22 protein-coding genes are annotated in these 23,645 nt (G+C 65.2%); 2 read left to right on the top strand and 20 right to left on the bottom strand.

Annotated features, from left to right (window positions below; all coding sequences use genetic code 11):
* Positions 1–87: 87 nt before the first annotated feature.
* The 11 genes from AC07R1_RS22110 to AC07R1_RS22060 form a co-directional block, all read right to left on the bottom strand.
* Complete coding sequence (locus AC07R1_RS22110; protein ID WP_015633693.1) at positions 88–723, bottom strand: hypothetical protein; 636 nt, start codon at positions 721–723, stop codon at positions 88–90.
* A 93-nt stretch (positions 724–816) separates the two neighbouring features.
* Positions 817–2,265: an efflux transporter outer membrane subunit gene (locus tag AC07R1_RS22105; protein ID WP_011058540.1), complete on the bottom strand. Its 1,449-nt coding sequence runs from the start codon at positions 2,263–2,265 to the stop codon at positions 817–819.
* Positions 2,262–3,152 (bottom strand): efflux RND transporter periplasmic adaptor subunit, encoded by an 891-nt coding sequence (locus tag AC07R1_RS22100; RefSeq protein ID WP_011058539.1) that lies wholly within the window; start codon positions 3,150–3,152, stop codon positions 2,262–2,264. Before AC07R1_RS22100 ends, AC07R1_RS22105 begins: the two co-directional genes overlap by 4 nt.
* Positions 3,149–3,358, bottom strand: coding sequence for a DUF1656 domain-containing protein (locus AC07R1_RS22095; RefSeq protein WP_011058538.1), 210 nt, complete (start codon positions 3,356–3,358; stop codon positions 3,149–3,151). Before AC07R1_RS22095 ends, AC07R1_RS22100 begins: the two co-directional genes overlap by 4 nt.
* Positions 3,355–5,442, bottom strand: coding sequence for an FUSC family protein (locus AC07R1_RS22090; protein ID WP_041751900.1), 2,088 nt, complete (start codon positions 5,440–5,442; stop codon positions 3,355–3,357). The genes AC07R1_RS22095 and AC07R1_RS22090 overlap by 4 nt, the downstream gene beginning before the upstream one ends.
* Positions 5,439–5,867: a MarR family winged helix-turn-helix transcriptional regulator gene (locus AC07R1_RS22085; RefSeq protein ID WP_011058536.1), complete on the bottom strand. Its 429-nt coding sequence runs from the start codon at positions 5,865–5,867 to the stop codon at positions 5,439–5,441. The genes AC07R1_RS22090 and AC07R1_RS22085 overlap by 4 nt, the downstream gene beginning before the upstream one ends.
* Before the next feature lie 142 nt (positions 5,868–6,009).
* The gene (locus AC07R1_RS22080; RefSeq protein ID WP_011058535.1) at positions 6,010–6,291 is read right to left on the bottom strand and encodes a type II toxin-antitoxin system RelE family toxin; all 282 of its coding nucleotides are present in this window, start codon (positions 6,289–6,291) and stop codon (positions 6,010–6,012) included.
* Positions 6,281–6,526: a type II toxin-antitoxin system Phd/YefM family antitoxin gene (locus AC07R1_RS22075; RefSeq protein WP_011058534.1), complete on the bottom strand. Its 246-nt coding sequence runs from the start codon at positions 6,524–6,526 to the stop codon at positions 6,281–6,283. Before AC07R1_RS22075 ends, AC07R1_RS22080 begins: the two co-directional genes overlap by 11 nt.
* Positions 6,527–6,590: 64 nt before the next feature.
* Positions 6,591–6,836: a DUF2789 domain-containing protein gene (locus AC07R1_RS22070; RefSeq protein WP_011058533.1), complete on the bottom strand. Its 246-nt coding sequence runs from the start codon at positions 6,834–6,836 to the stop codon at positions 6,591–6,593.
* A 14-nt stretch (positions 6,837–6,850) separates the two neighbouring features.
* Entirely contained in the window at positions 6,851–7,312 is a 462-nt protein-coding gene (locus tag AC07R1_RS22065; protein WP_011058532.1) for an aminoacyl-tRNA deacylase, read from the bottom strand.
* A 109-nt stretch (positions 7,313–7,421) separates the two neighbouring features.
* Entirely contained in the window at positions 7,422–9,032 is a 1,611-nt protein-coding gene (locus tag AC07R1_RS22060; protein ID WP_495110941.1) for a glycosyltransferase family 39 protein, read from the bottom strand.
* Between the two features lie 331 nt (positions 9,033–9,363).
* Here AC07R1_RS22060 and AC07R1_RS22055 point away from each other — a divergent pair, with 331 nt between their 5' ends.
* Both AC07R1_RS22055 and AC07R1_RS22050 read left to right on the top strand, forming a co-directional pair.
* Positions 9,364–11,556: a PA5441 family protein gene (locus AC07R1_RS22055; protein WP_495110940.1), complete on the top strand. Its 2,193-nt coding sequence runs from the start codon at positions 9,364–9,366 to the stop codon at positions 11,554–11,556.
* Positions 11,526–12,269, top strand: coding sequence for a DUF3142 domain-containing protein (locus AC07R1_RS22050; RefSeq protein ID WP_495110939.1), 744 nt, complete (start codon positions 11,526–11,528; stop codon positions 12,267–12,269). Before AC07R1_RS22055 ends, AC07R1_RS22050 begins: the two co-directional genes overlap by 31 nt.
* A 96-nt stretch (positions 12,270–12,365) precedes the next feature.
* Here the strand turns inward: AC07R1_RS22050 and AC07R1_RS22045 are convergent, their stop codons facing one another.
* From AC07R1_RS22045 to AC07R1_RS22005, 9 genes are all read right to left on the bottom strand, one after another.
* A complete protein-coding gene (locus AC07R1_RS22045; protein ID WP_053148377.1) occupies positions 12,366–14,831 on the bottom strand; it encodes a TonB-dependent siderophore receptor in 2,466 nt (821 codons plus the stop codon).
* A 98-nt stretch (positions 14,832–14,929) separates the two neighbouring features.
* A complete protein-coding gene (locus AC07R1_RS22040; RefSeq protein WP_019093513.1) occupies positions 14,930–15,883 on the bottom strand; it encodes a FecR domain-containing protein in 954 nt (317 codons plus the stop codon).
* On the bottom strand, positions 15,880–16,389 hold the full coding sequence (locus AC07R1_RS22035; protein ID WP_011058526.1) for a sigma-70 family RNA polymerase sigma factor: 510 nt from the start codon (positions 16,387–16,389) through the stop codon (positions 15,880–15,882). The genes AC07R1_RS22040 and AC07R1_RS22035 overlap by 4 nt, the downstream gene beginning before the upstream one ends.
* 70 nt (positions 16,390–16,459) lie before the next feature.
* Positions 16,460–17,941 carry an efflux transporter outer membrane subunit gene (locus AC07R1_RS22030; protein WP_072453136.1) on the bottom strand — a complete coding sequence of 494 codons (1,482 nt, stop codon included), beginning with the start codon at positions 17,939–17,941 and terminating at the stop codon, positions 16,460–16,462.
* The gene (locus tag AC07R1_RS22025; RefSeq protein ID WP_011058524.1) at positions 17,938–19,008 is read right to left on the bottom strand and encodes an HlyD family secretion protein; all 1,071 of its coding nucleotides are present in this window, start codon (positions 19,006–19,008) and stop codon (positions 17,938–17,940) included. The genes AC07R1_RS22030 and AC07R1_RS22025 overlap by 4 nt, the downstream gene beginning before the upstream one ends.
* A gap of 14 nt (positions 19,009–19,022) precedes the next feature.
* Entirely contained in the window at positions 19,023–20,567 is a 1,545-nt protein-coding gene (locus tag AC07R1_RS22020; RefSeq protein WP_011058523.1) for an MFS transporter, read from the bottom strand.
* Positions 20,568–20,743: 176 nt separating this feature from the next.
* Positions 20,744–21,670 carry a LysR family transcriptional regulator gene (locus AC07R1_RS22015; RefSeq protein ID WP_011058522.1) on the bottom strand — a complete coding sequence of 309 codons (927 nt, stop codon included), beginning with the start codon at positions 21,668–21,670 and terminating at the stop codon, positions 20,744–20,746.
* A gap of 214 nt (positions 21,671–21,884) precedes the next feature.
* Positions 21,885–22,751 (bottom strand): ABC transporter permease, encoded by an 867-nt coding sequence (locus AC07R1_RS22010; protein ID WP_011058521.1) that lies wholly within the window; start codon positions 22,749–22,751, stop codon positions 21,885–21,887.
* 33 nt (positions 22,752–22,784) lie between these two features.
* The gene (locus AC07R1_RS22005) at positions 22,785–23,645 is read right to left on the bottom strand and encodes an ABC transporter ATP-binding protein (RefSeq protein WP_011058520.1); all 861 of its coding nucleotides are present in this window, start codon (positions 23,643–23,645) and stop codon (positions 22,785–22,787) included.

Genomic DNA, 23,645 nt, shown 5'->3' with positions numbered 1-23,645 from the left:
AAAACCGTGGAGCGCGGGGAGATGGCCACGGCAGCGGCTGCCGCAAACCGGCAGCCGCCGCTGTTACAGGGCCAGGGGAAGGGGCTTTTAGGAGTATTCGATTTCCAAGGCATCGAGCTGATGATCGAAGCTCTTGAGCCGGGCGCTCCAGGTGTACACCAGGACCTCGAAATCCCGGTCGATCACCGCGCTGTTGCCCCGGGATTCGCCCCGTGGGTCGCAGAAATCCAGCTGGTAGCGCTCCCGCGCCATGGCGGTGGCGACATCCGACAGCTCCCGGGCATTGCTCAGCCAGTGGTGACCGTCCTCGGCTTGCTTGTCCAGCAGCATGCACTGCTTCTTCAGGGCCTCCAGGCTCTTTTCCAGCGGGGTGCCGGTGAGTTCGCCCATGACTTCGGCGAAGGTCCGCCCCGGTTGCCAGTAACTGCCCCAGAAGTAACGGTCGAATACGGTTTCGACCCGGCGCAGGGCCACCTTGGTGTCCCAGATGACCACCAGGGTCTTGCTCTGTTCGAGCTGTTTCTTCTTGATTTTCTGGCCCTGAAAGGAGGCCCAGGCCACCACACCGATGGCCATCACCGCGATCAACGCGCTGGCGCTGTCGAGGAACACCAGTGCCTTGTCGATCTGATGGGCCAGCATGATGCCGTAGAAGTAGGTGGCAGACAGCAGCACCAGGGCGCAGAGCGCGCACCAGAAGCCCGGAGCATAAGGGTTTTTCATTATTGGAATCCCCATGACCATCACATGCTTTGATCGGTTGGAAGGCACGTTGCACAAGGCACTTTTCCAACTGATCAAAGCATAGCAACCGCCTCAGGGTTTCGCGTGCTCCGGGCCTTGCGTTCGTCCGCTTTCCCAACCGCCGCCCAGGGCCAGGAACAGATCGATCTGGCTCATGGCTACCTGGGTGTTGGCCGCCGCCAGTTGCGCGCGCATATCGGTGTAGGTACGGGTGGCCTGCAGGTCGGCGAGGAAGGACGCGCGCCCGGCCTGGAAGAAGCGGTGGGTCTGGTCCGCCGCCAGTTGCGCCGACTGCTCGGCATCCGCCAGGGCATCGCGGCGCTGCAGTTGCGCGCTGTACTGGGCCAGGCCGGTCTGGGTTTCGCGGATGGCGTTGAGCACCACCCCATCGAAATGCGCCAGGGCGCCCTGGCTGGCGGCCTCGGCTTCATGAATGCGCTCGCGGGCGCCATTGGCCGGCACCGTCCAGCTGATCAGCGGGCCGAAGCCCCAGCGATTGGTGGAAGGCTTGCCGAGGTTGTCGAGGATGCCCACGGTGCCGACCGTCGCGCCGATGCTGATATCCGGATACAGGGCCCCGGTGGCCACGCCGATTCGCGCGGTGGCGGCGGCCAGCTGGCGCTCGGCCTGCCGTACGTCGGGGCGGCGCTTGAGCAGCGCCGCGCCATCGCCCACCGGCAACAGCTGGGTGATATGCGGCAACTGGGCGCAGCTGTCGGTGCCGGCGGGCAATTGATCCAGCGGCTTGGCCAGCAGCATCGACAGGCGGAACAGGCCCGATTGGCGCGCCGCCTCATAGCGCGGCAGTTCGGCACGCAGGGATTTGAATTGGGTCTGGGAACGGGTGACCTGGGTTTCGTCGCCGCGCCCGGCATCGCGCAGGCGCTGGGTCAGCTCGGTGCTCTGGGCTTGCAGGCTCAGGGAGTGCTCGGCGATTTCCCGTTCTTCGTTGGCCGCGCAAACCTGGGTGTAGGCCCGCACCACGTCCGCCACCAGGGTGATGCGCGCGGTATCCGCCGCAGCCTGGGTCGCGTCGGCATTGGCCTGGGCCGCCTCGATGCCGCGCTGCAAGGTGCCGAACAGGTCGAACTGGTAGGAGGTGCTGATGGACAGGTTGCCGACGTTGGCCACTGGCACCTTTTCCGGCAGCAGGAAGGCTTCGCCGGATTCCTGCAGGCGCTCGACCCCGGCCTTGACCCCACCGCTCCAGCCACCGGCGGCCTGGGCTTCATCCACCTGGGCACGGGCCCGAGCCAGGTTGGCCGCCGCCACCCGCAGGTCGGTGTTGGAAGCCAGGGCCTGTTGCACCAGCTGGTCCAGGCGCGGGTCCTGGTACAGCCGCCACCAGTCGGCAGGCACCGGCGCCGACACCACGTTGGCGCCCTTGGCGCTCAACTGGCCCTGCAAATCCTTGCGCTGCACCGCAGCATCCCCGGGCACCTGGTAATCCGGCCCGACCATCTGGCAGGCCGAGAGCAGCAGGCCGAGCCCAGCCAGGGCCAAACGCGCGCCGTTGTTCATTGGCCGGGCTCCTGCTTGGCCTGGTCGTCGAGGATCGACACCGTGGCGGTGCGCCCGGCGATCATGCGAAAGTCCGCCGGCACATCGTCGAAGGCGATGCGCACCGGAATCCGTTGCGCCAGGCGCACCCAGCTGAAGGCCGGGTTGACGTTGGGCAACAGGTTGGAGCCGCTGCTGCGGTCACGGTCCTCGATCCCGGCGACGATGCTTTCCACATGCCCGCGCAGCCGCGCACGGTCGCCGATCACACGGATATCCACGGCCTGGCCGACATGGATGCCATCGAGCTTGGTCTCTTCGAAATAGCCATCGATGTGGAAGGAGTTGCTGTCCACCACCGATAGCACCGGGCGCCCGGCGGTGACGAATTCCTGGGTGCGCGGTGCACGGTCGTTGACGTAGCCGTCCACCGGGCTGCGTACCACCGAGCGGTCGAGGTTGAGCTGGGCGCTGTCCACCGCCACCTGGGCCTCGGCCAGGGCCGACTGGGCGCGGGCCTCGCGGGACTGGCTTTCTTCCAGTTGCTCGCGCGGCACCAGGTTGCCCAGGCCACGGTTGCGCTTGGCCTCGCGCTGGGCCTGGGCCAGGGTTTCCTGACGGTCGGCCAGGGCCGCCTTGGCCTGGCGCAGGGCCAGCTTGAAGCGGTCCTGGTCGATGCTGAACAGCACCTGGCCGCGCTGCACCAGCTGGTTGTCACGCACCTGCACTTGCTGGATCAGCCCGGACACGTCCGGAGCGATCTGCACGATATCGGCGCGGATATGCCCGTCCCGGGTCCAGGGCGCGAACATGTAGTACATCACCATGCGCCAGACCACCACGACCGCGAAGGTCACCACCAGTAACGTCAGGACCACACGGCCAATGGTCAATAAAGGTTTTTTCATGTCATCAGGTATCGACTGAGAGAGTCCACGGCGCCCAGTAGCAGAGCGTAGAGACCCACGTTGAACAGCGCCCGGTGCCAGACCAGACGATAAAAGTGCAAGCGCGTCAGCACCCCGTGCACCAGCAGGTACAAGCCATAAGTGATGCCCATCAGCACCAGCAGCGTGGGCAGGAACACCCCGCTGATATCCAGATCACCGATCATAGGGGCGCTCCATCGATGCCATGGGGAAGGGGTTCTTCAAGCTCGCCGGTGGCGACGAATTCCACCCCCGGCAACAGCGCCAGGCGCAGGCCGCTGAGGGCGTGCAGCAGGTGCAGGCGGGTTTCGTGGTCGCCTTGCAGGCCCTGGCTGCCGAGGGCGCGGCGGGTACGGTCGAGGGTCATCAGCAGCCCGCTGGGGGCCGGCAGGCGTTCGCCGGCCTTGAGGCAGGCCTTGAAGTACTCGCCCACCTCGGCCACCACCTGGCGCAGCAGGCTCTGGGCCACACCCTGCACCCGCGGTGCGTAGGCCAGCAGGTCCAGCATATTGAGGGCCACGCGCAACTCCCGCAGGGCTATGCCGGTGTCCTGCCCGGTCATGGCCAGGCGCGGCAGGTGCTGCATCAGGCGGTCGAGCATCTGTGCACCCATGTGCCGGTGTTCGGCCAGGGTCGCCGGTTCGCTGAGGCTGACGATGTCGCGCCAGCTGAAGCGGGTCAGGCGCTTGGCCGCCAGTTCGGAGCCGAACGGCCGGGCGATCAGGGTCCAGACAAAGGCGAACAGCAGGCCCATGGGGCCGGCCAGGTTGGAGTTGGCAAAACTCAGGAAGTCCGCGTCGTAGGCGCCCTGGATGCTGATGAAGGACGAGGTGTTGACGATGGTCAGCAGCATGCCGAGGTAGAACCGCGGCTGCACCGTCAGGGTGCCGACGCAAATGAACGGCACGGCAAAGGCCAGCACCAGCATCGGGAAGTCGTGCAGGTTGGGCAGGATCAGGAACAGGTAGAGGCTGGCGAACAGCACCGACATCGCGGTCCAGAAAAAGAACCGGTAGATCTGCGGCGCCGGGTCGTCCATGGAAGCAAAGAAACTGCAGGCCACCGCCGCCAGGATCACGGCGCTGCCGCCGTCGGTCCAGCCCAGGAGAATCCACAGCACCGAGGCGACGATGATCGCCAGGACCGTCGAGCCCGCCGAGTACAGCATCAACCCGCGATCGAGAAACGGCGTCAACCGACCCAGGCGCCAATGCCGGTAGACCGCGCGCCAGGGGGCCTGGCTTTCGCTCTGGATCGCGTGCTGCAGGCTGCGGCAGTCCTGCCACAGGTCGATCCACTCGCCGAGGCGATACAGAGCGTTGGACATCAGCAGCTGGCGCCGGTCATCCAGGGCTTCGGGGCTTGGCTGCAAGGCTTCGAGTTCATCGCGCAGGGCCTGCCAGCGTTCCACCGAAGCATCCCGGGCGGTGCCTTGCAGCCATTCATCGGCCTTGGCCAGCAAGGGGGCGAACTGCGCCACCAGTTCCGGGGTACGCCGTTCCAGGGCGTACAGAGCATCGTCCAAAGCATCCACCACCGGCAGCAGATTGATCATCCGCCCGCGCAGCTCCTTGGTGTTGCGCACGGTCTGCGGCCGGGCGCCCTCGTGGGGCAACTGGCCGATCATCAGTTCCAGGGTGTTGAAGGTGCCCACCATGGACGCGCGCAGGGCACTGACTTCCTCGGGCTGGACGTTGCGGGCCAGGAAGCGCTGGCTGTAGAGCGCGGCATCGGCGAACCACTTGGCGGCGGAATCGACGAACACCGGGGCCAGCCGCCGGGGCCAGAACATGCTGCCGATCACCGCGGCGCAAACGATGCCGAGGAAGATTTCCTCGGTCCGCGCCTCGGCGACGTCCCAGACCCCCAGGGGGTTGTCCACCACCGGCAGGGCGATCAGCGGCAAGGTGTAGCCGGCCAGCATCAGGGCGTAGTTGTTGGCAGTGCGCAGGTGCATGGACAGGAACAGCAGGATCCCGGTCCACAGGGCGATGATCACCACCAGCAGATAGGGGCTCTGCACGAACATCGGCACGAACAGCACCGCGGCCGCCGCCCCGAGAAAGGTGCCGATCGCCCGGTACAGGGCCTTGGAACTGGTGGGGCCGACGTAGGGGCTGGAGACGATGTACACCGTGGCCATCGCCCAATACGGACGGGGCATCTGCATCAGCATGGCGATGTACAGGGCGATCATCGACGCGGCGAAGGTACGTACGCCATAGAACCAGTCCCGCGCGGGAGGCATGCCGGTAAAGAAGCCTTTCAAGATGGCAGCACCGGTACATGACTGGCGGACTCGAACGCGCGGATCACCCGCAACGCCGCTTCCAGGTCGGCGCTGCCAATGCCTTCCAGCACTTCATGGCGCAGGCGCACCAACTCGCTTTCCACCGCCTGCACCAGCTCGCGACCGGTGTCGGTCAGGCTCAGGCATTTGGCCCGGCGGTCGTGGGGATCTTCGCTGCGGCACACGTAGCCGGCGCTGCACAGTTGATCCAGCAGGCGCACCAGGGACGGGCTTTCCATCCCTGCGGCCTGGGCCACCGTGACCTGGCGCACGCCCTCGCCCAGGCGCCCGATCATCAACAGCGGCACCGCGCAGGCTTCGGAAATGCCGAAGTTGACCAGCGTGGTCTGGCAGATCCGCCGCCAATGCCGGGACGCGACCACCATGCCACTGCTGATATTCATGTGGAGTGATTCAAGGGAGTTGGACACAAGATTGTTCGCACACTGTTAGTTTGCTAACTATCAATATGTCATTGACGGATAAATCCAGTCAAGTTTTGTAACAATTGCCTGAGAGTGAAGATGCACAGCTTGCCAGCGAACCTCAGCGTTTCCTGGCCTGCTCGTAAACGGTTCCACGCTCGCGCTTGCCGACCGCAACCACGCAAACCACGACGCGCTCTTCGATCACTTGATAAACCAATCGGTAGCCCGAAGCCTTGAGTTTGATTTTGTAGCAATCGGGAAGCCCATGCAGGGCATCAGCAGGGATTCGCGGCACCTCAAGCCGTTCGGCGAGCTTTTTCTTGAATTGCTCTCGAAGCGTATGCCCCAACTTGTTCCATTCCTTGTGTGCCGAAGGCAGGAACTCAAGGCTATAAGTCATCCAGACTGACCGGAACGGGCGTCTCATGGCTGCGTTCGCGGATGATTTCGGCCAACTCCAGATCATCCAGGCGTTCCATCAACGCTTCGAAAACCTCGGCCGGAACCATGTAGCCCATGACACGATTGTGATTCAACACCGCCACTGGCCCGCCCTGGGCACCACTCAAGACGGCAGAAGGGTTTTTCTTCAACTCAGATACGCTGACGGCTTTGTCAGCCAGAATACTCTGCATAATCATGACCTCAATTCAGGTCGTGATTCTGGTCTAAATACTCCATATCAACAACTACAGCTCATCAGCCCCCGCGCCCCTTCCTCAACAACACATCCAACTGATCCACCACCTCGGCCCAATCCGCATCATCGAGCACTTCCGTGCGCAGAAAGTCGGCCTGGCTCTCGCTCCAGAAAAATGCGTCCGCCAGGTGCAGCTCCGGTTTGAGCGGCGAATGCGTGGCGATGAAACGCTCGATGCTCACCGGGTCGTCGGCCAGCCCCAACTGCTTGAACAACGCTGGCAGGCTGTGGGTCGGTGCTTCCATGGTCGGGCTCCTGATCAGTGCGAGACTTCGCAAACCTCGGCGTGGGGCACCAGCTTCAGGTACTGAGCCATGCTCATGTGCACCAGGTTGTGGTGGTTGCCGGCTTCCAGGTAGATGTCTTTCTGCCGGGTCAGCAGCGGGTCGATCACCACGTCCAGCCCATAGGACTCGCCCAGGGCCGGCACCGCGCCGCGCTCGCAGTCGTTGAACAGGTGGGCCAGGGTGCTTTCCCGGGTGACCTGCCATTCGCCGCTGCCGCGCACCTTGCCGAGGTCCAGGTGCCGACTGGCCGGCAACACCGCCATCAGGTAATGGCCGTGGTGATCGTCGAGGATCACCGACTTGGCCACTCGCTCCGCCGGTACCCCCGCCACCCGCGCCGTTTCCAGGCTGCTGGCGGAATGGGGATGGCTCACCAGATCAAACTCGCAAGCGGCTTGTTCCAGGCTGCGCTGCACGGTTCTTGCCATACGCATGATGCACCTCGGTGCCCCGCAAGCGGGGACAGGACTGTGACTCCTGATGCAAGTCTAGGTCGCGCTGCAAGACACAAGGCCTCGAACTTCCGAACGGCACCCTGCGCGTTCATTGCCCGGCACAGGAAGCGCCGGCTGCCGAGCCACAGAGGACAAACAAGCGGGCCCGAGTACCACCCGCGGCGAACTGACCGACTTTGTGCCACCCCTGGGGCAATGGCGCGAATTCCTCGGACTGATCGTCCGACCCCACCAGCCAATACCGCCCGCTGCCCACTGACAAGGCGCTCAATTGATCCAGGTAGACCTGATCCGGGTGGTCGATCAGGGTGCCGAAGCCGTACGCGTTCGGCCTGCTGGAGGTGCCTCCCGGCAGCGGCGGCGTATAGAGCATCGGCTGGGCATCGGTGCGGTTGTAGTAGACGTAGCTCAAGTACCAGAGCATGTCGCTGATAACGATGCGGTCGCCCGCGACGTAGTGCCGGTTGACGTAGTCGACCATCACGCTGATCTGGTCGTTGGCGTCGACATCGATGTTGTTTTTCAGCCCCACCGCTTCCAGCCCCACGAACCCCAGTAGCAACGCCAGCGCCACCAGCCGGGCAGTCTTAAGCCAGCGATCGATGAGCACCGCCATGATCATCGGCAAGCCCAAGGCATACGCGGTCAGGTAGCGTTCGATAAACACTGGCGAAGCGAACGACACCGCAAACACCAACAACAACGGCAGCAGGGTGAAACTCGCCAGCAGCCCGCCGAACCTGGCAGGTGCACCATCACGCCAGGCCAGGACGCTACAGACCGCCAGCAACAGCAGCGGCATGCCCACGAACAGCGCACCTGGCAGGTTGTCGCCTTCGTCCTGGATCAGCAATTGCCAGACCATCGCCGGCAGCGAAGACCAGGTGACCACCGGCTCCCAGCCGACATCGCCATTGGCCTTCAGCTCGTCCATGTGCCGCAGCAGGTCGAGCAACTCCGGAACCCAGGGCAGGAACAGCAGCACGATCGCCGCATTCGCCAGCCACCAGGCCGGGCGGGTGACCAGGCGCCCGCCACCCTCGGCGCGCACGCCCGAAACGGCCAGGTACAGCCAGTGCGCCAGCACGCAGAACACCGTGAAGTAATGGGTGTAGAAGGCCAGGGTCATCAGCAGCGCGTAGCTCACCAGATAGCCGGGACGCGAAGGCTGGCGCAGCCAGTACACCAGGGCCAGGGTCGCTCCCAACAGCAACAGGCCGAGCAGCGCATACATGCGCACTTCCTGGCTGTAGCGCACGGCCGTGGGCAGCAGGGCCAGCAGCACACCGGCGAGAATCGCCGCGCGACGGGTCGCCAGCAGCGCCACCAGCCACATGCCGAGCCCTACGGTGACTATCCCTGGCAGCGCGCTGAAGGTGCGAATGGAAAAAATCCCGTCGCCGAACAGTTCAATCCAGCCACGCAAGAGCATGAAATACAGCGGCGGATGGACGTCGCGGGCCGCATGAAACCAGATTTCGCTCAGCGAATACTGGCTGAGCACCAGGCTGGAACCTTCGTCGCCCCAGATGGCCGCGGCGGTCAGGTCATAAAAGCGAACGGCCGCAGCCAACAGCAACACCGGCAGCAACCAATACTCCAGCGCCAAGCGCATCAGCCGCTGCACACCTTGCTCCCGAGGCACGACGGCCTGCTCTTGCAAACGCCCGATCAACTCCGGCGCTCTGCGAAAATCCATTCCTTGCTCCCCATAAACTCGCCTGATCTGGTCGCTCAAACCCCGATAGCATCGTCCTTTGCCTGGAAAACCGCAAAGCACAGACGCAAGGGTAAAAAGCCGCTCCTCGAATGCCATGTGCGACGCCTGCCGATTGCCCTCGGGTACCGCCTTCCGGGATCAGGCCCGGCCATCACCGGCAATGGATGAACATAGACCGGAGGACAGCAAAGGCGCGTCACAGAACGGCGGATTTTCTAACCAGCGACGTAGGTGCCAGCCGGCGCCTTCTGTATGATTTTCGCCACACTCGGAACCTGCCCTCATGGCTTTTCTGAATTAAGGACAATTCATGCGCAAGCTTCTGCTCTCGGCATTGACCCTCACCGCCCTGTGCGCCGGCCAGGCCCAGGCCAGCTCGGATGACATCTGCTCGCCGACCTGGTCGCTCTACTCAAATCGCCTGGACGGTTGCAGCAACCTGCCCTTTCTCAGCCCAGGCAACGACAGCCGGGTCAACTTGCGGCTGCTGCTGGCCGACCAGGGCAGCCTGCCCCTGGCACCCCGGGCCCTGACCCAGGATGAGCTGGGCATGGGCTACGGCCCTGTGCCCTTCATGCACTATCGCCTGCACCCGGCGCAGCCCGAACTCGATCCCGACACTGGCAACCCACCCAAGCCCGGCCCCTCGCCCGCCACCGAGCAGCTCGACAGCCTGCTGCAGGCCGTAGGCCTGCGTCGCGATAGCAAGGAAGCCGCCGGGAACGGCTTTCTCTCCGGAGAAGGCAGCCGCTGCCGCAGCAACTCGGACGCCAGTGCCCTGGCTTTTGTGGAGCAGCTCGACCAGGCGCCACTGAGCCCGGAAGAACGCCAGGCCCTGGCCGAGGCCCGGGTGCAATTGCTGGCCAGCTGCGACTGGAACGCCAGCGAAATGAGCAAGCTGCTGCCGGCCAACCTGAACTCGGCGGCGGCCAAGGCGTTCGCCAGCTATCTGCAGGCCGCCGCCGACTTCTACAGCGGCCGCTTCAACGAAGCCGGCAACGGTTTTGCCGCGCTAAAGGACAATCCCCAGCCCTGGCTGGCCGAAACCGCGGCCTACATGAGCCCGCGCACCCTGCTCAACCTGGCCCAGCAGAACGCCTTCGATGAATGGAGCATGGTCAATCTGGAGCATGTGGATAAACCCGTCCTGCAACAGGCCGGCGCCGGTTTCGAGGCCTACCTGAAGACTTATCCACAAGGCCGCTACGCCGTTTCCGCCAAGGGTCTGATCCGCCGTGTGCACTGGCTGACGGGCGACACCCAGGCCCTGGCCGAGGACTACGCCTGGCAACTGACCCAGGCTCCCGGCACCCCGCGCAACATGCCTCTGGACGACCTGGTGGAAGAAGTCGACTACAAACTGCTGAGCCTGCCCGAAGACCACTTCAAGGCTCCGCTGCTGCTGGCGGTCAAGGACCTGATGCGCATGCGCGACGCCCCATCGGCGCCCCTGACCCGGGACGCCCTGCAACAGCAAAAGGCCCTGTTCGCCAGCCAGCCGGCGCTGTTCGACTACCTCCAGGCCGCTTTCAGCCTGTATGTCGAAAAACAACCGGCGGCGGCGCTCAAACAATTGCCCAGCCAAGTGCCTGCGCAACTGGACTACCTGAGCTTCAGCCAGCAGATCCTGCGTGGCCTGGCCCTGCAGGCCCAGCAGGACTGGAAAGGCGCCGAGGCGCTGTGGCTGCAATTGCTGCCCCTGGCCCAGCAACCGCTGCAACGTGAACAGTTGGAACTGGCCCTGGCCTACAGCTACGAGCGCAGCGGGCAACTGGCCAAGGTGTTCGCCGACGGCTCGCCGATCAAGGCTGCCCAGGTGCGCGCCATTCTCCTGCGCCAGGTGGCCTCTCCCCAACTGCTGCGCCAGCAAGCGCAGAAGGCCGAGTTGCCAGCGGAACGCAACGCCGCGCGTTTTATCCTGCTGTACAAGGACCTGACCCGCGGCCAGTACGCGGCCTTCGGCAAAGACTTCGAGCAACTGCCGCCCACCCTGCCCGACGCTAGCCTTGCCGCCAGCCTGGGCTACATCTACCTCGATACCCCGCCGTTGCAGGACTTCCACTGGAATGGCCCACAGCCCGAAGAAGAAAAACCCGACTACCGCTGCCCAAGCCTGTTGGAGACGGCCGCCCTCCTGCAGCGTGACCCGAAAGCCCCGGCCGGGCTGCTCTGCCTCGGCGAGTTCATGCGTTTCAGCGGCTTCGACCGCATGCCTCTGGACACACCGCCACCGGCCCAGAACCTGGGCGGTACCCAGGACACGTTCCCGGGCAAGCCGTTCTCGCGGCTCGACGGCTATCAGGTGGTAATCAACAACCCCAAGGCCAGCCGTGACGATCGCGCCTACGCGCTGTACCGAGCCATCAACTGCTACGCCTCCTCGGGCCATAACAACTGTGGCGGTGCCGGCGTCGAGCCCGCCGTGCGCAAGGCCTGGTTCCGCCAGTTGAAGACCAAGTTGGGGGATACCCAGTGGGCCCAGTCGCTGCGTTACTACTGGTAGGCAAGCGCCTGGGCTATGGCCTGCTGCTGTGGCTGTGCTGGGCAACGCCGGCCAGCGCGGCAGTGGACGCCGCCGACTACGACGCCTTCTGGCTGTGGAGCGGGGTCAAGACCCAGCCGGTGCTGGGCCAGGCCAGGACCCTGTACCTCCTCCAGGGCCAGATCAGCCGTTCGCGGCGCCATCCGGCCAGCGGCGTCCAGCTCATCGCCCAGGGCCTGCCGGTGTCGCGTCTGCGCCAGGAGCAGGTGTGGGTGGTCTACCGCGCCCACACCCTGGCCTGGCCCGAACCGCTGTATGACCAGTTGCTGGGCCAGGTCCGGCGTTGGCAGGCCACGGGCACCCAGGTGGTGGGCATCCAGATCGATTTCGACAGCAGCACCCACGACCTGGAGCGCTATGGCCACTTCCTGCGCGACCTGCGCCAGCGCCTGCCGGCGCACTACCGCCTGAGCATCACCGGGTTGATGGACTGGGGCAGCAACGCCGACCCGCAAGCCATCGCCCAGCTCAAGGGCGTGGTGGACGAAGTGGTGGTGCAGACCTACCAGGGCCGCCGCAGCATCCCCAACTACGCCAGCTACCTGCCGCGCCTGGACCGCATGGGCCTGCCCTACAAGGTCGGCCTGATCCAGGGCGGTGAATGGCAGGAACCCCAGGCCCTGCGCGACAGCCCCTGGTTCAAGGGCTACGTGGTGTTCTTGCAGAATCCTTGATAGCGAAGGCGGCCTGGCAGACGCCTTCGCTGGCAAGCCAGCTCCCACAAACAGCCGAGAGCGAACCAGGGACCTGCAAATCAGTCAGACGGCCCCTTACCAGTCATAAGTCAGGCTCGAGACCATGGTCCGGCCTTCGCCGTAGTAGCAGTCCCAGATGCTGGTGCATTTGGCGACGTAGGTCTTGTCGGTGAGGTTCTTCACGTTCAGCGCCAGCTTCACGCCCTTGAGCTGCAACGGCGACTTTTCAAGGTCGTAGGTCAGGCCGGCGTCGTACACGGTGTAGGAAGGGATCTGGAAGGCGCCGTCGTAGTCGGTGCCGTAGCTGCCCTTGACGTAGCGGGCGCCGACGCCCGCTCCCAGGCCTGCCAGGGGGGTGTCGCCCAGGATGGTGTAGTTGAGCCACAACGCAGCAGTCAGGGGTGGCATGCCCGCCGGGTGGCGACCCTCGCGGCCATCGTTGTCCTTGGTGTACTTGATGTCGTTGCGCGATGCCGAGGCAATCACGTCCAGCGATTCGCTGAGGCTGGCCTTGGCTTCAAGCTCGATACCCCGGGAGCGCACCGCGCCGCTCTGGATACTGAACCCGGGGTTGGCCAGGTCGGTGGTCAGAATGTTCTCCTGGTCCAGCTGATAGGCCGATACCTGGACGAAGCTCTCCTGGCCCGGAGGCTGGAATTTCACCCCCACTTCGTACTGCTTGCCGGTGGAAGGCTCGAACGCGCTGCGCTGGAAGCTGGTGCCGCTCAACGGCAGGAAGGATTCCGAGTAGCTGACAAAGGGCGCCAGCCCGTTGTCGAACAGGTACACCAGCCCCCCGCGCCCGGTGAAGGACTGGTTCTTGACGTTGGTATGGGCCCCACCCAGCGGCGCCTTGTTGTCGGTTTCCGCCCAATCGTTGCGACCGCCCAGCACCAGCACCCACTTCTCGTACTTGATCTGGTCCTGCACGTAGAGGCCGGTCTGGATGATGGTGTTGTCCCACTGGTAAGCGTTGCCGAAATTCAGCGACTGGCCGTAAGTAGGGGTGAACATGTCGAGAATCGGCGGGTTGTAGTCGTACTTGCCGTGGTATTTCGAATTGAAGTGGTAGTAATCCAGCCCCACCAGCACCGTGTGGTTGAACGGCCCGGTGTCGAACTCGGCCTGGGCGATGTTATCCACGCCGAAGACCTTGTTGTGCTGCTTCCAGTCGACCCCGTAGCGGGTCATGTAGCGCTGGTCGTCGAGCCCGGTCTTGGGGTTGGTGACGAACTTGTAGCCGTGCAGCGGCGCACGGTAACGGTCGTCGACGTCGGCGTAGCGGGCATTCTGCTTCAGGGTCCAGACATCGTTCAGGCGATGGGAGAACTCGTAGCCCACGACGAACTGGTCACGGTCGTAGGCATTGACCCCGGGCTCGCCGAGAAACAGGTCGCGGTCGATCTTGCCGTTGGGGTTGGCGAACACCGTGCCCACGCTGGGCAGGCCCTGGGCCTCGGGCACGTCGTTGTCCTTCTGGAACTGGGCAAACACCGTCAGTTGGGTGTCGTCATCCGGCCGCCAGGTCAGGCTCGGGGCGATGAACTGACGCTGGCGCTGCACGTAATCGATGGCGTCCTGGCTGTCGCTGGCCAGGCCGGTCAGGCGATAGAGGAACTGCCCCTGCTCATCCAGCGGGCCGCCCAGGTCCAGGGCGATGCTCTTGTGGTCGTAGCTGCCGGCTTCCACTTTCAGCTGATGCACGGGGGTCTCGGTGGGCCGCTTGCTGACCATGTTGACGATCCCGCCCGGCTGGTTCTGCCCGTAGAGCACCGAGGCCGGGCCCTTGAGCACTTCGATGCGCTCCAGGGAATAGGGCTCGATCTGCAGGGCACCACCGGTACTGCCACCGCCATAGGGCAAGTGCAGGCCGTCGAGGTACAGCGGAGTCGGTGAAAAACCACGGGAGGTGGGTTCGTCGAAAATCTTCACCCGGTCGGAAAAGCCGCCGCCGGTCATGCCCGGGGTATAGAGCAGCGCCTCGGTCACGCTCTGGGCACCACGGGCGCTGATCTCCTTGGCGCCGATCACGTTGATGGTCTGCGGAATCTCCACCAGCGCCGAGTCGGTCTTGCTGCCGGTGGCGCTGCGCTTGGCCACGATCCCCGGCACCGCGCCCCAGGCATTTTCATCCACTTGGGTGGCGCCGATGCGGGTTGGCCCCAGCTCCAGCGCAGCGCCCTGGGCCACTGGCTGCAGCCCCCAGCTGGCGCCACTCTGGGTGGCTTGCAGGCCGGTCCCCGCGAGGAGCTGGTGCAGCCCTTGCGCCACTTCGTAGCGACCTTGCAGGCCCTGGCTGTGCTTGCCGGCCGTCATGCTCGCATCCACCGACAGGAGAATCCCCGCCGCACTGGCAAAGCGGTTCAGCACCTGGTCGAGGTTGCCGGGGGCGATCTGGTAGTCGCGGGCCTGGCTCTGGCTGCCCGGCTCGGCCTGGACAATGCCTGGCAGCACGGGTGCCACCGCCAGCAGCGCAACAAAGGCTCGGCGGCGCGCGGTAGCGCCCAGGGTCAAAATGGATGCAGCGGTCTGGTAAGGCATTCCTGAACTCCCCATGAGAATGCGTCTTGATCGGCTTTCATGGGGTATCCCGAACGGCGCGCCGGAATCGACAACCGCCTGACAAAATATTTTTGCATTCAGCCTCGCGGCTTGAGGGTTACCCAGTAGCGGGTCACCGCATGGGCCCGTACCGGTAGCGAGCGCTCCAGGGCGGCGAGCACCGCATCGCTGTCGGCCAGGGGAAAGACCCCGGTCAGCAGCAAGCCCGCCACCTGCTCATCGCAGCGCAGCACCCCTGGCCGATACCGTGACAGCTCAGCGACGAACTGCCCCAGGGGCTGGCGTTCGGCAATCAACCGGCCCTCGCTCCAGCTGCTGGCATTGACCTGGGCCACTTGCCGGGCCGACACCCGGCCGGCGTCGAACCACAGGCGTTCGCCGGCATTCAGTTGCAGGGCCTGTGCATGGCGGGGGCTGATCCGCAGCGCCCCTTCGTAAAGATCGACCCGGGTGCCGCCGTCCAATTCGCGCACGGCGAAACGTGTGCCCAGGGCCTGGATATCGCCGGCGGGGGTTTCCACGATCAGCGGCCGCGACGGGTCATGCCCGCTGGTCAGCAGGATCTCGCCCTGGATCAGGCGGATGCGCCGTTCGCTGGCGCTGAACAGCAGGTCGACGGCGCTGGCGCTGTTGAGGTCCAGGCGGCTGCCGTCGCTCAGGGTCAGGTGGCGTATTTCCCCGGTGGCGCTGCGCTGCCCGGCGAAGGCCGCTCGCCAGGGCTGGCTGTCCTGCACCAGGTAGCCGCTGCCACCGGCCACCAGCAGCAAGCCGAGCAGCTTCAGTGCGGCGCGGCGCTGCTGGTCCGGCGCCTTGGCCAACAGTACATGGGTGCTGTGTTCCGGCACGCCTTGCAGGGTCTGCTGCAGTTGCTGCAGGCGTTGCCAGGCTCGCTGATGCTCGGGATCGGCCTGCTGCCAGGCGTCGAAGGCGCTGCGCTGCTGCGCGCTCAATTCGCCGCCCCAATGCAGCATCAGCCACTTGCTGGCCTGCTCGACAACGCTGGGGGCAATGGGTGCTTGATGAGGTTTCATTCTGCGTAGAGCACCTGGTAACAGGCCTGGATCGCACGGGTCATGTACTTCTGCACCGAGCTGACGGAAACCTCCAGGCGCTCGGCAATCTGCGCATAGCCCAGCCCCTCGAACTGCGACATGACAAAGGCCTGGCGCACTTTGTCCGGCATGCGGTCGAGCATGGCGTCGATCTGCATCAGGGTTTCGAGAATCAGCGCGCGGCTTTCCAGGGAGGGGGTCTGCGGCTCCGGCAAGTGGGCGATGCTTTCCAGGTAGGCGCGCTCGATGCGCGCGCGCCGCCATTGGTCGACCACCAGGTTGCGGGCGATCTGCGCCAGGTAGCTGCGGCTTTCCTGCTGCCCGGGAAAACGCCCCGAGAGCAAGAGGCGCAGGAAGGTGTCCTGCGCCACGTCCGCGGCATGCTCGCGATCGCCCAGGCGCTTGCGCAACCAGCCCTGCAACCAGCCGTGATGATCCTGATACAGACGATGGAGTTGAGCGTTGCCGTCAGTGGTGGCTTGCATGAATGAAACTGCGCACATGATTGAGAGCAATTATCATTACACTTTTTTCTCAATCCAGGCAAAACGCTTTTCAACGTGGCTGGCTGGCAGCCTGCAATGGATAGACCGACTGCCAACCACCCCCCAGCGCCTTGTACAGGCCAACCATGGCCAGGGACACTCCGGCCGAGCTTTCCACCAACTGCTCCTGGGTTGCCAGCAAGGCCCCCTGCACAGTCAGCACGTTGACGAAATCCACCACCCCTTCGATGTACTGCTGCTGTGCCGTGCGCAGGGCGATCTGGTTCTGCCGTACCGCTTCGGCCAGGCTGTCGCGGCGCAACTGGCTGGCGTTGTAGCGGGTCAATTGGTCGTCGATTTCGTGCCAGGCCCGCAGCACCGTCTGCTGGTAGGCCAGGGCTGCTTCCTGCTGCTGGGCCTCGCGCAACTGGAGCATGCCCCGCAGGCGGCCGCCATCGAACAGCGGCAGGCTGAACTGCGGGCCGATGCCGAACTGCCGCGAACTCCAGGAACCGAAGTCCGCCAGTTGCAGGGCCTGGGAGCCGAAGTTGCCGGACAGGGTAATGCGCGGATAGAAATCGCCCTTGGCCACACCGATGCTGGCCGTGGCTGCATGCAGGCGCGCCTCGGCCTGGCGGATATCCGGACGCCGCTCGGCCAGTTGCGAAGGCAGGCCGATAGCCACCTGGGATGGCGGTTGCGGCACTGGCGCATCGCTGGCCAGTTCCTGGTGCAAGGCCTGGGGTGGCTCCCCCAGCAGCAGGCTGAGGGCATTGATCAACTGCGCCTGGCGCTGTTGCAGCTCCGGCAGTTGCGCCTCGATGGTGGCGACCTGGGCGGCGGCTTCGGCCACGTCCAGGTCGGTGGCCACGCCGTCGGCCAGGCGCAGTTGCGAGAGCTTCAGGCTGTGCCGGGCGACCTCGAGGTTCTGCTCGGTGACCGCCCGGGTGCTCTGCACGCCGCGCAGTTGGATGTAGTCCTGGGCGGTTTCCGCCAGCACCGACAGCAGCACCCCGCGCCGGTCGTTCTCCGCCACTTCCAGGGTCGCGTCGGCGGCCTCGGTTTCGCGCCGCACCCGGCCCCAGAAATCCAGCTCCCAGGAGGCGGAGAAGCCCGCTTCCCAGAGATTGAAGGCCGATTTTCCGTTGTTCCCCGAAGGGTCGTTCAGGCCCTCGGCACTGTTGCGCTTGCGCCCGTAGCCGCCATTGGCCGAGGTGCTCGGATAGCGTTCGGCAGTGATGACCTGGCGCGCCGCCCGGCTCTGCTGCAAACGGCTGGTGGCCAGTTGCAGGTCGAGGTTATCGCTCAGGACGCGACGGCTCAGGGCCGACAGTTGCGGGTCGTTGAACACCTCCCACCAGCGCTCCTGCATGGCACTGTCCACCGCCTGGCTGGCAGCGGCCTGGGCCGGGGCAGACCAGGCCTGGACCTGGGTCGCCTGGGGCCTCTGGAAATCCGGGCCGACATTGCACGCGGCCAGGGACAGCAGGCTCAGCGCCAGCAGAGTGCGGAGCCCGTGGGAGCGTCTGTGACGGCTGCGTTCGCGGCTCATCGCTGGGTCACCTCGCGGGCGCTGGTGGCAGAGCTGTGGGTGTCCACGCTGGCTTCCACCGACATGCCCACCCGCAACCGCTCGGCCAACGGCTGGTTGGGTTCCAGAAGGATCTTCACCGGAATGCGCTGCACCACCTTGGTGAAGTTGCCGGTGGCGTTATCCGGCTTCACCGCGGCGAAGGTCACACCGGTGGCCGGGGCCAGGCTTTCCACCCGACCATGCAGGGTCTCGCCGCCCAGGCTGTCGACCCGCACCTCCACCACCTGCCCGGCATGCATGGCCGTCAGCTGGGTTTCCTGGAAGTTGGCCAGTACATAGGCCTGCTGCAGCGGCACCACGGCAAGGATCTTGCTGCCCGGGGTGACATAGGCACCGACCCGCACCGCGCGCTCGCCGACCATGCCGTCCACCGGCGCCACGATGCGCGTGTAGGACAACTCGTAGCTGGCCATTTCCAGGGCCGCCTGGGCACGTTTCAAGCCGCCTTCGGCGGCGTCGCGCTGAGCGGTGAGGATCTCCACCTGCTTGCGCTCCGCCGCCAGGGCTGCGGTGGCGGTGGCCAGCCGGGCGCTGGCCTGGTCGATGCGGGTCCGGGCCTGCTGGGCGTTCTGCACCGTGCCGGCGCCGACCCCGGCCAGGTGGTTGTAGCGGTTCAGTTCATGCTCGGCAAAGGCTCGCTCGGCCTGGGCCGCGCTCAAGGCAGCCTGGGCCTGGGCGATCACCGAACTCTGCCGGTCCAGGGTCGCCCGGGCGTTCTGCAACTGCGCCTTGGCCACCAGGGTCTCGGCATCCGCCGCCTGGGCCGCGGCGCGCAGGTCACGGTCGTCGATCAGCGCCAGCAGTTGCCCGGCCTTGACCTGCTGGTTGTCCTCCACCAGCACTTCCTTGATGAACCCCGCCACGCGCGGGGCCACCAGGGTGTAGTCGGCGGCGATGAAGGCGTCGTTGGTGGTCTGCTCGCCGGCGCGGCCGAACAGCCCCGGCAGCGCCAGGTAGGCCAGCACGCCAAGGGCCGCCACTGCCGCTACCGCAATGGCGATTTTGTGTTTGTTCTGGGTCGTCATGACAAAGGTCTCGTTCAAGTCGGCGCCCGCGGTGGGTAGATCCGCGTCGGCAGCCAGAAAATCAGCAGGATCAGCACAGCGGCCAGCCCTGCCATGCAGTAGTAGAGGTCGGCGGAGGTCAGCACCACGGCCTGCTGGTGCAGGCGCCGGGCCAGGCCGGCGACGCCGTCGTCCACCAGAGGCGAGTTGCCCAGGCTGTCCACCAGCATGGTCGAATGAAAATGCAGGCGGCGGGTGGTCAGCACATCCAGCACACCGGTGGCAATCACCGCCGCCAGGCCTTTCACGGTGTTGAACCACGCCGAGGCAAAAGGCCCTTCCATCGGGGTGATACTGCCGGTGGAAAGCATCAGCAATGGCAGCACTGCCATGGGCTGGCCGAAGATCTGCAGCAGTTGCAGCACATAGAAGTCGTCACGGATCCAGGCCGAGGTCAGGTGCGTACCGCCCAGACAGGACAGCACCAGCATGCCCAGGCCGATCCCCAGCACCCAGCGGCAATCGACCCAGCGCAGGTTGCACAGTGCTGCCACCAGGGGCAGCGCAAGCAGTTGCGGCAGGGCCATCACCAGCATCACCGGCGCGGTCTGCAACGGCCGGTAGCCCTGGACCTGAGCCAGATAGGCGGACGGGATGATGATCACCGCCGTCAGTACCACCAGCACCCCGGCCAGGGTCAGCAGGGCGAAGGACAGGTTGCGGATGCCGAGCATCTGCAGCTTGAAGAACGGAATCGGCTGCGACCACTCGTTGATCATGAACAGCACCAGCAGCACCAGGCCGCCGGCCAGCAGCACACAGATCAGCGGCGACTCGAACCAGTCCAGGCGGTTGCCCTGCAGGATACCGATCACCAGCATGCAGATCGCCGGAAAGCCCAGCAGCAGGCCGCGCCAGTTGAACTGCTTGAAACGCTCCAGGCGCAGCGGGTCCTGGGGCAGGCCGTAGGCCACCGCCGCCATCGCCAGCAGGCAAGGCAGCACCACCTGCCAGAACGCCCATTGCCAGCCCACGTACTCGGTCCAGAGTGCCGCCAGGGGCGTGCCCAGGCTGGGGCCGAAGGTGGCGGTCAGGGCATAGCCGGCCAGGCCGTAGAGCTTGACGTTGGCCGGCAGGAAACGCAGGGCCACGGTCATCAGCATCGGCGGCAGCGCGCCGCCGGCCAGGCCTTGCAGGGTGCGCAACAGCAACAGGCTTTCGTAGTTCGGGGCGAAGGGGCACAGCACCCCCAGCAGGGTGAACAGGCCAATGGCACACAGGGTGAAGCGCCGCAGGGAAAAGGTCACCGAACACCAGGGCGCGAAGGCCATGGCCGCCACCGAGGTGGCGGTGTAGCAGGCCACCAGCCAGGTGCCTTCGTCGTAGCCGATGAACAGCGCACCACGAATGTCCGCCAGGGCGATCTTGGTCACCATCTCGTTGAGGCCCGAGACCAGCACCGCCAGCAGCACGCCCACCAGGCCGATGATGATCCGCGGCCCGAACACCGGCGGTGCAATGGCTGCCGGCTTGCTGGCGGCTTCAACCGAAGCAGGCGCAGCGACAGCGAGGGAACTCATGGAAATACTGCTCCAGACAAGAAAACCAGAGCAGTTTATGAACAGCCGATGCTGACGAAAACTGACTTATCGACAGTTTATAAGTGCGTCAGACGCAATGATTCACCCTGTTGACCGTAGGAGCTGGCTTGCCAGCGAAGGGGCCCTCAAGACCGCTTGCGCCGGCAAGCCGGCTCCTACGAGGAGGTCGGCTGGGCTTCTTGCCAGGTGGCCTGGCAGGAGGTGCGCAGGGTTTCGCGAAACCACTTGTGCGCCGGGTCCTTGTCGTAGCGCGGATGCCAGGCCTGGGTCAGGACCAGGGTCGGCAGGGAAATCGGCAGCACGAACGAACGCAAGCGCAGGCCCAGGCGCGAGACGCTGAGCAGGGTTTCCTGGGGCACCGGCAAAATCAGGTCCGAATCCGGCAGCATGAACATGGCGGCGTGGAAGCTCGGGGCAATCAGCGGCACCCGGCGCTCCAGGCCCTGCTCGGCCAGGGCCGCATCGATAGGTCCACGGGCTATGCCCCGGCGAGACATGCTGATGTGGGGAAACGCGGCAAAACGCTCGGCGGTGATGTCTTCGTCCAACAGCGGGTGGCCTTCGCGCACCAGGCCGACAAAGGCGGTGGTGAACAGGTTCTGCACCTTGACTTCCGGGGTCAGGGGCCGGGTGTTGCTAATCCGCAGGTCGATCCTTCCCTCCCGCAGGGCCTCGTCATCGCCATCGCCTTCGGGCACGAAGCGCAGCTCGCACAAGGGCGCCTGACGCTCCAGGGTATCGATGAGGCGACCGCCATACACACCGACGAAAAAATCGTTGGCGCGCACGTTGAAGCGCCGCTGCAGGGAACCCAGGTCGACCTTGTCCGCCGAGCGGAACACCAGCGCCGCCTGCTCCACTACATCGCGCACCTGGCTGCGCAGTTCCAGGGCCTTGGGGGTGGGCACCAGGCCGCGTCCGGCACGTACAAGCACCGGGTCGCCGAGGGCGTCGCGGATCCGCGTCAGGGTCCGGCTCATGGCCGCCGGGCTGAGGTTCATGCGCCGCGCCGCGCCCACCACGCTGCCCTCGTCGAGCAGGGCGTCGAGGGCCACCAGAAGGTTCATGTCCGGAAGTTGCATGCTGAGCACTCGTGACTGGTCAGGGATGATCCAGGCGCAATGCTAGCAGGCTTGGCGCCGAGGAAAATGAGGGAGATCAATCCTTACCCGTGAACCCACTAGCCGCGTAGGAGCCGGCTTGCCGGCGAATGGGCCCTCGAACCTTGCATAGCCCTTGAGGACGCTTTCGCTGGCAGGCCAGCTCCTACGGTCGGGGGCTGGCGGACGAGGTAGCTCAGCGCTGCATGCCCCAGCGTTTTACCGTGATCCGCTCCAGGGTGTCGAAGATCAGGTTTTCCACCAGCAGGCCGATGAGGATCACCACTGCCAGCCCGGCAAACACCTTGTCGGTGTACAACTCATTGCGGTTCTGGAAGATGTACCAGCCCAGGCCACCCTTGCCGCTGGTGGCGCCGAACACCAGCTCGGCAGCGATCAGGGTGCGCCAGGCGAAAGCCCAGCCGATCTTCAACCCGGCGAGAATCGACGGCAGCGCCGCCGGGATCAGGATGAACAGCACCAGGCGCAGGCCCTTGAGGCCGTAGTTGCGCCCGGCCATGCGCAGGGTTTCGGAAACCCCGAGAAACCCGGCATAGGTGTTCAAGGCCAAAGCCCAGAGCACCGAATGCACCAGCACGAAGATCAGGCTGTTCTGCCCCAGGCCGAACCACAGCAGCGCCAGGGGCAGCAGGGCAATGGCCGGCAGCGGATTGAACATCGAGGTCAGGGTGCTCAGCAGGTCACGGCCAAGCCGGGTCGAGACCGCCAGGGTGGTCAAGGCAAACGCCAGGACGATGCCGATCAGGTAGCCCTTGAGCAGCACCACCAGGGAAATGCCCACCTTGCCCAGCAATTCGCCGCTGAGCAGGCCCTGGTAAAGAGCGCTGGCAGTTTGCAGAAAACTCGGTAGCAGCAGGTCGTTGTTCTGGTAACGGGCCACGGCTTCCCAGAGCAGCGCCAGCAGGACCAGGATCAGGCTCTTGCGCAACCAGCCTTGTTGCCAGAGGCGCTGCCCCAGGGGCAGCTCGCGCTCCAGGGGCACTTGCAGCAAGGGCTGCAGGACAACTTCGTATTCCTCGCGCGCAGGGGATGAGTGGCTCATCGGGCATTCCTCGTTCAACGGTGGCCTGACGGCTCAATAAGCGATACGGATATCGGCGAAATCCAGCTCGGTTTCAGTTTCCGGCGATTGGCCTTCATCGAACAGCAAGCGGTGGATGCGCCGCGCGGTCTGCTGAAAAGCCACGCCACCGAGGCTCTGCAGGTCGTACTGGTGGCTGTGGACTTCCGCCCGCACGCGCCCCGGATGAGGCGACAACAGGAGGATGCGATTGCCCACCACCAGCGCTTCCTCGATGGAGTGAGTGACGAACAGCAAGGTGAAGCGCACCTCCTCCCAGAGCCGCAGCAACTCCTCCTGCATCTTGCGCCGGGTCAGGGCGTCGAGGGCGGCGAAAGGTTCGTCCATCAGCAGGATCTTCGGCTGCATGGCCAGGGCGCGAGCGATCGCCACCCGGGCCTTCATGCCACCGGACAGGGTATGCGGATAGGCATCGGCGAAAGCCGCCAGGCCGACTTTCTCCAGGTATTCCAGGGCGCGCTCTTCGGCCTCGCGGCGGCCGAGGGTCTTCGACGCCAGCAGGGGAAACATCACGTTCTGCTTCACGGTTTTCCAGGGGGGCAACTGGTCGAACTCCTGGAACACCACGATACGATCCGGCCCGGGCTGGCTGACGCGCTGGCCTTGCAGGCGAATCTCGCCCTCACAGGGCTGGATGAACCCGGCCACGGCCTTGAGCAGGGTCGACTTGCCGCAGCCTGAAGGCCCCAGCAGGACAAAGCGGTCGGCCGGATCAACCTCGAAACTCACCTGGTGGGTGGCCCGCACCACCCGCTGCGGGGTGCGGTATTCCAGGCTGACTTGTTCCACCGCCAACAGCGCCTGGGCGATGGCAGCGCGATTGCTGGCCGTGTGGCCTGGCAAGAGGGCATTCAT

The organism is Pseudomonas sp. GW821-FHT07F01, assembly GCF_059418825.1.
The sequence above is the reverse complement of the archived record's forward strand: the minus strand, read 5'-3'. Positions and strand labels throughout refer to the sequence as shown.